At 43.0% G+C, this 13116-nt stretch carries 9 protein-coding genes; 4 read left to right on the top strand and 5 right to left on the bottom strand.

Annotated features, from left to right (window positions below):
• Nucleotides 1-156 precede the first annotated feature (156 nt).
• Nucleotides 157-975, bottom strand: a complete 819-nt coding sequence (locus tag R8P61_03550) for an aldo/keto reductase (protein ID MDW3646114.1) — start codon at nucleotides 973-975, stop codon at nucleotides 157-159.
• A 181-nt stretch (nucleotides 976-1156) separates the two neighbouring features.
• On the bottom strand, nucleotides 1157-4000 hold the full coding sequence (locus R8P61_03545; protein ID MDW3646113.1) for a prolyl oligopeptidase family serine peptidase: 2844 nt from the start codon (nucleotides 3998-4000) through the stop codon (nucleotides 1157-1159).
• Between the two features lie 164 nt (nucleotides 4001-4164).
• Here R8P61_03545 and R8P61_03540 point away from each other — a divergent pair, with 164 nt between their 5' ends.
• Entirely contained in the window at nucleotides 4165-4746 is a 582-nt protein-coding gene (locus R8P61_03540) for a hypothetical protein (protein MDW3646112.1), read from the top strand.
• 76 nt (nucleotides 4747-4822) lie between these two features.
• On the opposite strand, the gene R8P61_03535 is transcribed toward R8P61_03540, so the two are convergent.
• Nucleotides 4823-5206, bottom strand: a complete 384-nt coding sequence (locus R8P61_03535) for a hypothetical protein (GenBank protein MDW3646111.1) — start codon at nucleotides 5204-5206, stop codon at nucleotides 4823-4825.
• Nucleotides 5207-5330: 124 nt separating this feature from the next.
• Between R8P61_03535 and R8P61_03530 the strand changes: the two genes are divergently transcribed.
• Nucleotides 5331-8372, top strand: a complete 3042-nt coding sequence (locus tag R8P61_03530; protein MDW3646110.1) for a two-component regulator propeller domain-containing protein — start codon at nucleotides 5331-5333, stop codon at nucleotides 8370-8372.
• On the opposite strand, the gene R8P61_03525 is transcribed toward R8P61_03530, so the two are convergent.
• Complete coding sequence (locus tag R8P61_03525; GenBank protein MDW3646109.1) at nucleotides 8366-9436, bottom strand: hypothetical protein; 1071 nt, start codon at nucleotides 9434-9436, stop codon at nucleotides 8366-8368. The genes R8P61_03530 and R8P61_03525 overlap by 7 nt on opposite strands.
• Nucleotides 9437-9485: 49 nt before the next feature.
• Nucleotides 9486-10286, bottom strand: a complete 801-nt coding sequence (locus R8P61_03520; GenBank protein ID MDW3646108.1) for an amidohydrolase — start codon at nucleotides 10284-10286, stop codon at nucleotides 9486-9488.
• A 138-nt stretch (nucleotides 10287-10424) separates the two neighbouring features.
• On the opposite strand from R8P61_03520, the gene eno reads away from it, so the two are divergent.
• Together eno and R8P61_03510 are read left to right on the top strand one after the other, a co-directional pair.
• A complete protein-coding gene (gene eno / locus R8P61_03515) occupies nucleotides 10425-11708 on the top strand; it encodes a phosphopyruvate hydratase (protein ID MDW3646107.1) in 1284 nt (427 codons plus the stop codon).
• 116 nt (nucleotides 11709-11824) lie between these two features.
• Complete coding sequence (locus R8P61_03510; protein ID MDW3646106.1) at nucleotides 11825-13087, top strand: efflux RND transporter periplasmic adaptor subunit; 1263 nt, start codon at nucleotides 11825-11827, stop codon at nucleotides 13085-13087.
• Nucleotides 13088-13116 lie beyond the last annotated feature (29 nt).

Raw genomic sequence — 13116 nt, 5'->3', positions numbered from 1 at the left:
GATTTCTTGCTTTAATAGGTTTTTGCCAGAGGTCCCGACTTTTGGCCGTGATGACAGCTTTTGAGTACAGAAAACATTCGATGTCCAGAATGGCCTGCACGCGCATTTACATTAAAAAAGATTAAGGGAAATAAGGCCTGTGGAAAAGAGTTCTACTCAATCCCAATCCGGTGAGTATTGCCAGTCAACCATCCTGCGATTTGTGAAGCGAAGTTTATCTATGGCTTTTCGATCTTCTTCCGATAACCAGAAATCAAATACTTCCAGATTAGACGCCAAACGTTCCTTGCTGGAACTGCGCGGGATCGCCAGTACCTGATCCTGCTCAATCAACCAACGCAAAGCTACCTGTGCCTCGGTTTTGGAGTACTTCTCACCAATTTCCTTCAAGACCGGATTTCCTATGACCATACCTTGCCCCAGAGGAGAATATGCAGTGAGAGAAATCCCCTTTTCCTGCAAAAAGTGTTTGAGTTTATCCTGATTAAGGAAACAGTGATATTCGACCTGATTGGTTACGATTTCCGCCCCCATTTCCAAAGCCGTTTTAATCATAGAGATATTGAAATTGCTGACTCCGATAAATTTTGCATAGCCCTTTTCCTGAGCTTTCATCAATTCGGCGATGGCATGTTGTACGGGCACCTTGGGATTGGGCCAATGAATAAGCAAAAGGTCCACATAGTCCAGGTCCAGATTTCTCAAGCTTTCTTCAACGGATTCAAGAAATTTGTCGGGATAGGTATTCTCGGGATGAACCTTGGTCAGGACAAATACATCTTCACGCTCTGCACCCGCCAATTTGATGCCCTTGCTAATGTCTGATTCATTTCCATACATCTGAGCACTATCCAAATAGGTATAGCCCATTTCCAAAGCTTGTGCAATAAGCTCTGCTGCGCCTGAACCCTTGATTGTATAGGTTCCCATACCAATGACAGGAATTTCAGCCCCCTTTATATGGACGGTTCTCATGTATATTCAGATAATTGTCGCAATTTTTGCCTTGCTGTAAATAAAGCCTTTCTGATTAAAATGTAAAGGTCAAACAAGGTCCATTTTAGCAATTTGTACAATTCCGTAAAATTTTTGACAGATATAAAAATAGCAGGATCTTTCAAAAAAGACCCTGCTACTCTTTTTAGGCTTTGAGGCCTTATTTTCTTTTGCTCATCTCCATCAGTTCATAGCCACTTCTCTTTCCTTTATCAACGGCAGGAACTCCTTCTTCCATCCAAACCGGAGCAGCAGCTCCCTGCAGATAATGATCGAAGAATTGTTTCATCCGAATATCCAGGTCCTTACGATTGGCCCAACGTCTGAGGTTGTGCGCCTCATTGTTATAGACCAGCAGCCAAACCGGCTTATTGAGTCTCCGTAGCGCAACAAAGAATTCTATGCCTTGATACCAGGGTACAGCCCCGTCTGCGTCATTGTGCATCATGAGCAAAGGCGTGGTGATATTGGGTGCATAGAACAATGGAGAGTTCTTTAAATAACGTTCTCGGTCTTCCCAGAGAGTTACGCCCAAACGGCTTTGGGTACGCTCATACTGGAACATCCGGCTCATTCCACTTCCCCAGCGAATCCCTCCATATGCGGAGGTCATATTACTTACCGGTGCACCAGCCATAGCAGCTGTATACATATCGGTTTGGGTAATGATGTAAGCAGTCTGATACCCTCCCCAGCTTTGGCCCTGCAATCCCATGCGATCTTTGTCTATAAAGGAATGCGTTTTCACCAAATGCTCTGTACCACTGACAACCGCATTATAGGCGTCAGGACCCGGCTGCCCTGTTTCGTATTCAATATTAGGGATAAATACGAGGTATCCATTACTCGCATAATAGCTGGGATAAATGATCGAGCGAGACGGCATGGGCATGGAGTAACTATGTAGGCGATCAGAAGAACGCTCATAGAAATACACCAACATGGGATATTTCTTGTTAGGATCGAAATTCTCCGGCTTATAGAGCATCCCTTCCAACTCTTTACCATCATAGGCTTTCCAATACACCAGTTCTACACTTCCCCAGAGGTATTCTTCTTGCTGAGGGTTGGCATTCGAAAGTTTTTTCCCAGCTGTAAAATCTGTTCCGCTGGTCCAAAGGTCAGGAAACTCTTCAAAGGTTTGGCGAGTCCAAACCAGCTGATCAGCAATCGTTGCTTTTTGCGGGAAGCCGTATCTGTGATCTGATACCAACAAAGCTTCAGGGGTCCCTTTCTTCGTAGACAAATAGAATCCGTCCTCTTTGGTCTTTTCATTAAATCCTTTCAAAAGGGGAAACTCATCCAGGTGCAATTGATCTCTGTCCATTCGCATGACGGAAAAGCGGATCTTATTCTCTCTGCCAAATCCTTTGGTGAAATTTTTCACTTTCTTTTTTCCACTCGGATCTATTTTCCATAAATCATATCGATCCTCAATGAATACATATTCATCATTCTCCGACCATCCAGCAATACCATAAGGATAGGGCTCTGAAGGAATGTCAAATTTTTCATCATAGAAATTCACTTCAAGTCCTTCCGTCAGATTTATGGATTTTCTGTCGGCCACTGACATCCCGTACCAGTTTCTATCTTCCAAGTTGTACCAAAGCAGGTATGTACCATTGGGAGAAATGCTGTAGGTATACTGACTTCCTTCCATGAGGAGTTCCTTTTCGCCGCTTTCCATATTTATCAGATAAACATCCTGCTTGCGAGGAAAAGACCAGGAAGATTCCCTTTGGTAAGGCAATCCATCATAGCCCAATGCCCATTTCCCTTCCCCTTTGGAAGTCATATTTACCCGCTGCAAATCTTCACTGGCTAATTGGATAAATGTAGCATTTGCGATATCATACATTGCCTGATAGCTGCGCTTCTTGTCTCTTTGTACATTAAGCTTTTGCATAGGCTGAAGTCGCTTATCCTTCCAGTTCCATACATCCACATGGTATTTCTCATCATCAATCAGGGTATCCTTGGCTTCGGGTTCTGGAATTTGAGCTGTACCCAAAAACAAGCGATTTCCCTTTTCGGAGAAACTCAATCTTCCATGCTCACTTGGTGCCCAATTGTCAGGCATAGCCGCACTTGATTGATTGACTACTACAGTATTCATTGTCTGATCCATATTTCTATGGAAAAGCTGATAAACTTTCACTTTTGCTGTATCTGTACTTGCCAAAAATGCCAGCTGCTTGCTGTCTTTACTAAATACAGGCACTTGAGCTTTGCCCTGATCATCATAGAGATCGGAAAACTCCTTGCTTTCACTGTCAAAAAGAACAATCCGTACCGAGTCAATCGAATCTCCATACACCCGAGTCATGGCAAAGTATCTGCCATCCTCTGAACTTGTATAACTACTTACTTTGGGAATCTGGAGGGTGTCACCGCTCAGTACATTATGTAAAACCAGCATGGTGGCTTTCTTATCGCCTCCTTTTTTCCCCTTTTTAGCCGCTTTCTTAGGCTTTTCTGCCTTTTTCTCCGTGCTGTCTTTTTGGGTAGTGTCTTTAGGAGGGGGTAAAGCCTTTTCTAGCTGATAAGCAATCCAGTTAGTTGATATACCTTCGCGGCTACTTGCCATCTTAAAGGATTTCACACGAGGCACTTTCACTAGTTCAGACTGCCCATTGATCCAAATACCTAATGAATCTTTAGGCATCTTATCCTTTTTGGTTTTCTTCAATTTTGCTTTGCGGGTGCTATCGTAATGAGCCTTGATCATGAAGGCTGCAAAGGAATTTTGTGGATGAAAGCGGATTCCACTTCCTCTGGGAATGGCCATATCAGCACTCGCATCCGAGGCCTGGACATGCAAAATTCCATCTCCCAATTGTTGATTGATTTCATAGGAAACCCATTTTCCATCCGGAGAAATCGTTGAACTCCTCAGGACGTTCCAACTGTCAAATACGTCATTACTTAAAGCTTTCTTTTCACTTTGTGCCAAGCCCAAACTAAACAGGCTCAGTAGTAGAGTAGTTAATAAACTGCGCATATTAGGTTATTATGTAGGGGTTCTTATCGCGATAATTTTGCGAAGCGTATAATATACGAATCTTTACTCAGGCGGCACGAATATTAAGCCTTACTTTGGCTTTTGAGAAAGGATTGATAGATTCAAAAACTGAAAATCATTAGAAATAATTCATATAGAAAATCATGAGATACATTTTCCCGATTTTTTTAAGCCTTTTTTTCCTTTTCGCATGTGAAGAAGGCAATAATAATTCTGATCCGGTTATAGAGGCCCCATTAGTCTTTCTCAACTATGATGCTTCCAATTTGACTGCCCCCAATTTATCTGCGGGTACTTATGAAGCTGCGGCCATATTTACCAGCGATGAAACTGCCAATATGCAAAATGGCCAATTGACAGAGGTCTATTTTTACCTGCTCAATACGCCTAGTTCTGCAACGGTAAAAATCTACAGAGGGACCGATCAGGGTTTTCCTATTGAGTTGATTTATTCTAAAGGAGTTACTTCCAGTATGGAAACCAATAGTTGGAATCACCATATTCTGGATAGCCCCATTGACATCACCCAGGAAGACATCTGGATCGCCATCCGCTTTCAAACGGGGCAGCAAGATCAGATCATAGGCTGTGATCCGGGTCCGGCAGATCAAAATGGAGACTGGCTCTTCGAAAATGCCGATGGCAATTGGGACAGATTGCTCCGCCGCTCAAACAATGAGGCCAATATCAATTGGAATATTCGGGGAGTCGTGGATCCGAGTTAGGAGGGAAGGTATTGTAGTGTTATCGTTTGAGGTTTTTTGTAACTCCCGCACGATAACACTACAAAACTGTATTTTCTCAACAGCTCTCCGGCTTATCCTCCGCCAATTCCCAAAAAGTATCGGACTTATCTTCATCTTCCCTGTCATTACAGGGAAAGTCTTTTTCAATCAGGATATGTAGCTTTTCTTCACCATTAAGTGCTTGATTAGCTTCTATTCCCACTGCAGTTGATTTTATCCATGCATGAGCTTGCTCTTCCGGCAAGATGACTGTCAGGCGACCACTGATAAATTCCCCCTTAACCTCCATATAACTTTTACCCACTATCAATTCAAACACCAATCGGGACTTAGGGCTAAAATGGATCACCTCCTCTACTCTGCCCTTTTCAGCAAGTGTGGCCAGGTCTGATTTCTTCAAGCGAATCCTGACACTATTATGAGTACATCTAAGTTTCATAGTCCAAGCATTACTCTTCTTTTAAAAATACTTCTTATAATCCAAATTTCTAGTCAGTAGCTTCGTTTTCTCTTAAGATTTCTTAAAATGGCAGGATCTTGCTGCCATTTTTTATCTTTGTTTTATGCAGGGCTATTCACGCATACTTCTTTTTCTGATTTCCAGCCTGTTTTTAAGCACTTTCCTCTTTGCACAGCAAAAAGGATTTAGTTCCTATTCCCTTAAAGATGGCCTTCCCCAATCCAAGATCAATACCGTCCTGGAAGATAGCCGAGGAGCTTTATGGATCGGTACACAGAGTGGGGGAATCTCTCGTTTCGATGGGAAGCAGTTTATCAACTACAATAGCCAGGATGGTCTGATCAACAATCATATCCTCCATCTATTTGAAGATAAAGAAGGCATTCTCTGGATCGGAACCATAGCGGGCATCAGTCTTTACGATGGGAGAGAATTCAAAAATTTACAAATCAAAGGAGATGAAAAGAGGAAGATCCACCAAATATGGCAGGATGAAAAATCGAGGATGTGGATTGGAACAGATCGGGGCGCATACCTATATGCAGAAGGAGAATGGGAAAAAGTAGATCCGGAAAACAAGCATAGAATAGCGGAGGTAAGTAGCTTCCAAAAAGATAAAAATGGCGCGATCTGGCTGGGGCATAGTCGAGGATTGTTGCGAATCCTGGGAAATGAGATCAAGGAATACACTCCAAAAGAGGGATTAAATAGCAGAAATATACGGGCCATTGATACCGATCCCGAAGGCAATATCTGGATTGGAAGCTTTTTAGGGGGTATTCACAGATTTGATGGGCGAAAATTTGTCCCACAATTCATCGAGACTCCTGTTCACGAAGGATTTATCACGGATATTCATTTTGATCGGGAAGGAAATCTTTGGGTAGCGAGTCAGGATGAAGGTATGGCTCGCTGCAACATCCAAAAAGGAAGTCTTGAATTTTACGACCGAAAACAGGGACTGGCCTCCAATCATATCAGCCAGGTCATCGATGACTCCTGGGGAAATATATGGGCAGCTAGTCTGGGAGGAGGGATCAGTAAATTCAGCAACCGAAAATTCATTCATTACGGCAAGGAAAATGGCCTGCGTTCCAGCGACATCATTTCCTTTGAAATGGATGCAAAGGATCGGATTTGGCTCGGTTCCGCAGAGCGGGGCTTTTACATCATGGATGAGCGCTGGTTTACCCATTTCGATGCCCAAAGTGGATTTCAGAATGTAGGAGTAAAGAAGATTTTTCGAGATAAAGAGGATCGAATGTGGCTCGGCACCCTCAATCGGGGCCTGGCCCTTTACTCAGATAGCCTGATTAGATTTTTCTCTAATAAAAATGGTTTTCGTGCAAATATCATCCAGGACATTGCTCAGGATAGCAAAGGAAATCTCTGGATCGCTTCCAAATACAATGGGATTTATCGAATCAGGCCCTATACTGATAGTACGGGCATCCAATTGGAGATCAAAGCCTTTCAACAAGAGGAGGGCTTATTGAGCAATCGCATTGAGGACCTCCACATCGATAATAGGAAACGAATCTGGTATGCAACTGCGGATAAAGGATTAGGCTTTATCGAAAAAGACAGTTTGTATGGAAAATTGCCGAAAGAGATTTTAGCCAATACCCACATAAAAGTCCTGGCAGAGGATAATAAAGGCTACCTCTGGTTAGGAACAGCTAATCAGGGCATTTACCATATGTACCTCTATGACAAGAAATTCAACCTAAAGAACAACCGCAAAGCCCTGAGTTCTGATGATATAAATTTCATTCTGGCAGATGGAAATGATGCCTTGTGGATCGGTACTGAGTCAGGCCTTGATCGGGTAAACCTCGATTTTGAAAGAAATTTCACCGAGCAAAGACACTTTGGGCGAAAGGAAGGGCTGGAAGATGTAGAGATCAATCAACATGCTGCCTTTCTTCATGAAGGCCGTTTATGGTTGGGGGCGAATACAGGCTTTAGTATTTACCAGGCACAGTCCTCTCCTACAGAAAGTTCAGGTCCTCGCATTTATCTCGAACAGCTGAGGCTCTTTTACGAACCCCTGCAAAGCCTCGCTGCACATGCTCATAGAATGGGTCCCTGGGGAAATGTACAGGGAGAACTCCAATTTGAGCCAGATGAAAACAACCTCAGCTTTCAATTCAATGGCATAGATCTCAATTCAGGCGGCACCCTTCGCTACCAGTACCGCATGGACAAGCTGGAAAAGAAATGGTCTCCACTGCAAGAGAGAAATGATGCAGCTTATCCCAATCTGCCATCCGGCAACTATAGTTTTCAGGTGAAAGCCGTAAATGGAGATGGACAGGAAAGTGAAATTCTGGAGATCCCGATCCAAATTGCCACGCCGATTTATATGAGGCCCTGGTTTATCCTTTCTTCAATAGGCCTACTGGCTTTATTCATCTACCTCATCTTTCGCATCAGACTCAATCAAGTCAGAAAAATAGCCCGCATAGATCAGGAAAAACTTCAAATCGAAAAGGACCTTATTCAGCTGGAACAAAAAGCACTCCGTTTACAGATGAATCCTCACTTCCTTTTCAATGCCCTCAACTCTATCCAGGGACTTATTGCCAAAGAAGACAGCAAAAAGGCCCGATACTATTTGGCGAAGTTTTCCAAACTCATGCGTCTCGTCTTAGAAAATTCAAGGGAAAGTATGATTCCATTGGAAGATGAAATAGAAACCCTGGAACATTATCTGACCGTGGAGAAATTTAGCAGTGGAGAAAAATTTGAATACAGCATCCATTGCGATGAGGAAATCGATCCCGAAGAAATTTTGATTCCTCCCATGATGATTCAGCCGTTTATTGAAAATTCCATTATTCATGGAGTGGCACATTTACAGGAAAAAGGACGGATAGAAGTTGAATTCCGCAAGATTCACAAGCGAATAGAATGCTACATTACAGACAATGGCGTTGGGAGGAAGAAAGCTGCTGCAATCAAGAGTCAGCGTGCTCACAAACATAAGTCTACTGCCTTATTAGTTACACAGGAGAGGCTGGATATTTTGAGTAAAGGAGCGGACTGGGGAAAGTCAATTGAAATTGTAGATCTGCAGGATCAGGCAGGTGATTCAGCAGGTACGCGGGTGATTTTGCGGCTTCCTTTAATCAAGGATCATTGATCCTGTTTTTCGACTCCAAATTCTTCTTCTACTTTACTGAGAAAGTCTATATACCAGGAAGACCAAAGCCATCGAAGTTTATTGATACGAGAGCGGGAACTTACCCCAGATAAATCTTCCCGATTCAATTTGAGGTTGCAGGCATACATCAGGCGGGCTTCTTTGAGCAAATGAGGCCTATCATGACAAAAGCCAATCATGTATTTCATCGCTTTCTGGTCATTGGCTTTTTTTATCTGATTGAGCATTTCCTCCACATCTGCTTTCTGCAACTCTTTCCCTTCTTCAACCTCGGGCATACTTTTGGGGAATAGGGCGTTCATTTCTATCCGATCCTTTATGTACCAATCAGCCAACAATCTCTCCAGGAGTTTTCTGACGAAGAAAATACGCGGGAAAGCATCCAGAGCTCGCAAGGCTTTGGGATCAGGTGCATTGAGCAAAACCTCCATTTCATAATAAAAGCTGGAGAAAGGCGCATGTTTCAGCATAAACTCCCGCAAGGCTTCTGCCGGGATTTTTTCATTATTGTTCAGTCGGGGAAAAAGGTCCAGGGTATCTGTACAGAAAAACTGGGTCTGCTCATGTTCATCTTTCAGTTGCAATCTCGATAATTTCTCTATCACACTTCTGACCACTTTACTCTCATGGTCAAGAGGATTAAAGGTATTTACCCGTTTTTCCAGGAGATTAAAGAATTGAGTGCGTTCATAGCCTTTGCGATTTACTGTATCTGGATGACTATGTCGCTGATTGACCTCCCAAAGCATACTTTCGACCTCATACATATCGATATGCCAGTCAAAGATTCTGTCGCAGAAATTCAGGAAAGCTCCTGCATCAAATTCATTTTGGGAAGCGAGAATACTGAGAATTTCAGAGATTTCCAGGCAAAAATCCTGAACATCCGGATCGAGGGGATGTTCCTGTTGGAGGTATTCAATACGCCTGTAGATATTGCTGGGGCCTCTTTCTTTGAATTGGGGAATATCGTTTGTCTTTCCGAGGAAGAAGTCCCCGAAAGCAGCAAAGGCACGATAGATCAACTTTAGTAGAGGTCTCAAAAAATCTGATAGAGTATAAGCTTATACTCATAACGTTAAAAAAAGCCGATTACATATAAAGTTCGAACACATCGGCATCTTTCCAGATAGGAAATTTCTCCCGATAAGCATTCATCGGCTCTGGATCGAGGCTGGCTTCGAGTATAGCTTCCTTCTCCGTTTCAAAGGCAAGTCGCTTTCCTTTCGGATCCAGAATCATGGAAGATCCTGAATAAGGAACATCTACCCCATCTACTCCTACTCGATTTACTCCGATCACAAAGGCCTGATTCTCTATGGCTCTAGCCTGTAAAAGGGTTTCCCAGTGATTGACTCTAGGTCTGGGCCAGTTGGCCACATAGATCAGCAAGTCATAGCTGAGTTTTCCTTCTGCATCCAGGCGGTTTCTACTAAATACAGGGAAGCGCAAGTCATAACAAACCTGAGGCAAAATTCGCCATCCTTTATACTCTGCCCGAACCCATTCTTCTCCTGACAAATAATGGTGATGTTCGTCAGCCATCCGAAAGAGATGTCTCTTGTTATATTCGCCAATCAATCCATCCGGACTAACCATCAGAAAACGATTGAAAAAATCACCATCTTCTCTGATGATCACACTTCCACAAATAAGGGCATCTCTCCTTTCGGCAAGCTGTTTCATCCAGAAAAGCGTGGCTCCCTGCAGTTCCTCAAAATTTGAGGCTGCATCCATGGTAAAGCCGGTAGTAAACATCTCCGGAAGGACGATAATATCTGCGTGTTCCTGATAGCCATTGAGGATCCCATCAATGTGCTTTCGGTTAGCTTCAGGATTTTGCCAGATTAGATCAAGTTGTAGGCCGATAACCTTCAGCGTCTTGTTGGCCATGCAGCTGCAATATTCTTAATGGATGAAGACTATATTATGACAAATGGAAATATAAGTACTTTCTTCCGTAAATATGCTAATATCTCAATTTAATTTTTAACTTCACAGCCTCATTTAACAAACCATACTAAAAAAGTCATGAGTCATATTATAGCTGTACATGGAAGAGAGATCCTCGATTCCCGCGGAAATCCTACGGTAGAAGTAGAAGTTTTAACTGCAGAAGGACTTACTGGAAGAGCCGCTGTTCCTTCCGGTGCAAGTACCGGAATGCACGAAGCTGTTGAGTTGAGAGATGGGGGAAATCGTTACATGGGCAAAGGCGTAGAAAAAGCTGTTGCCAATGTAAATGAGATCATCGCTCCGGAATTGGAAGGGATGCTTGTTTCAGATCAGGCTGATATCGACAGAATGCTCATTGAGCTGGATGGTACTGCAAACAAAAGTAAACTTGGTGCCAATGCAATTCTTGGTGCTTCTTTGGCTTGTGCCAGAGCAGCTGCTGAATCTGCGGGCATGCCACTATATAGATATGTTGGAGGAGTAAATGGAAGATACCTTCCTGTACCTCTTATGAATATCCTCAATGGAGGAAGTCATGCTGACAATTCCGTAGATATTCAGGAATTCATGATCATGCCTTTGAAAGCTCCTACTTTCAAGGAAGCATTGAGAATGGGTGCGGAAGTATTTCACAACCTCAAAAAGGTATTGAAGAAAAAAGGCCTGAGCACCAATGTAGGTGATGAAGGTGGATTTGCTCCTAACCTGGCATCCAATGAAGAAGCGCTACAAACCATCATGCAGGCGATCGAAGCTGCAGGATATAAGCCGGGAGAGGATATCTATTTCGCACTTGACTGCGCCAGCTCTGAGTTTTACGACAAAGAGAAAAACAAATATGTATTTAGCCATTCTGATGGATCTGAAAAGACTTCTGAAGAAATGGTAGAATTTTATGCTGACTGGTGCAAGCGATATCCGATCGTATCTATTGAGGATGGATTGGATGAAAATGACTGGGACGGATGGAAAAAGCTCACCGATGCTTTGGGCGATAAGGTTCAGCTCGTAGGAGATGACCTCTTTGTTACAAATGTTGACTTCCTGAGCAAAGGAATTGATATGGGAGTAGCCAATTCTATTTTGGTTAAAGTAAATCAAATCGGTTCGCTGACAGAAACCATTGAAGCGGTTCAATTGGCTACCAAAAACAGCTATACAAATATCATTTCTCACAGAAGTGGAGAAACAGAAGATACGACCATTGCTGACCTGGCAGTAGCACTCAACTCCGGGCAGATCAAAACCGGATCTGCATCACGAAGTGACAGAATTGCCAAATACAATCAGCTCCTTAGAATAGAGGAAGAATTAGGAGATGCTGCGGTCTATGCAGGATCTATTTTTCCATATGTATAAGGAAAGAGTCTACGAACTGCCTAACTAAAGGCACAAAACCTACGTATTCTAAAGCAATCCCTGCTAAGCGGGATTGCTTTTTTTCTTGCCACTTATACACCTAACAATTCCACACCATGGACCATTTCCTAAAGGCCATTTCACTAATTCTTATCACATTTTTTCTAGCACTTAGTTCCTGTAATAGCGGATCAGAAGGAGGCACAGAGATCCTGATTAGCCCCAGACTTGGAAAATTCGAAGTCAAAGTAACGGCTACCGGAGAACTTCAAGCCACAAATTCTGTCAGCATCTTTGGACCGCAAAGTGCTTCTAAAGCCAATATTTACCAGGCAAAAATCAGCGACCTGCTTCCAGAAGGAACAAAAGTTAAAAAGGGAGAATATGTGGCAAGAGTAGACGATAGTGATCTTACTACCAAGATCATGGATGCTCAGATAGCTTTACAAAAAGCAGAATCCCAATTTACGCAGGCCAAACTCGACACAGCACTCAGTCTGTCAGAGGCAAGAAACAAGATTGTCAACCTCAAATTTAGCATGGAAGAAAAGTTGGCTGAGATCGAACAGTCAGCTTATGAAGCGCCAGCAACCAAACAGCGAGTAAAGCTGGAATTTGAGCGGGCACAATTGGCCTATGATCAGGAAATTGACAATTACCAGAAAAGGATCGCCCAATCGGTAGCCAAAGTCAAAGAGTCTGAAACAGAACTTATCAAGCAACAACGGAAATACAATGATTTTCTCGCACTCAAAGCTGAGTTTACCATCATGGCCCCAGAAGATGGTATGATCATCTATAAAAGACACTGGAATGGCAAAAAGATTGCCGCCGGTTCTATGTGGGAAAGATGGAATCCTGTTATTGCCACCCTACCCGATCTCAGCAAAATGCAATCCATCACTTATATTAATGAGATCGACATTCAAAAAATTAAAAAGGACCAGGAAGTAACAGTAAGATTGGATGCGATGGCTGAAAAATCTCTTACAGGTAAAGTAAGCAGCCTGGCCAATATTGGAGAACAAAGGCCCAATTCTGACTCCAAAGTATTTGAAGTAATCATAGAAATCGCAGATAAAGACAGTACCCTTCGTCCTGCGATGACCACCAGTAATGAAATATTGGTTGCTGCCAAAGAGGAATCTCTCTTTATTCCCCTGGAATGCCTACATGCCCAGGACAGCATCAGTTATGTATTCGTAGATCAGGGAGGCAATATTGCTCGTCAAGAGATCCAAGCAGGCCTGATCAATGAAAATGATGTAGAGATTCTGAAAGGCCTGAGTACAGAGCATAAAGTTTATCTTTCCATGCCCGGAGATACCAGCGGACTTTCTTTGCTGAGGATAGAGCCAAATAAGATAGCAGGCAACTAAGCTCGCTTTCGACCACATTTATTCCACAC

The sequence above is a fragment of the Bacteroidia bacterium genome, assembly GCA_033391075.1.
Taxonomy (GTDB): Bacteria; Bacteroidota; Bacteroidia; order J057; family J057; genus JAWPMV01.
Note: the sequence above shows the minus strand (reverse complement) of the source record. Positions and strands in the feature narration are given on the sequence as shown.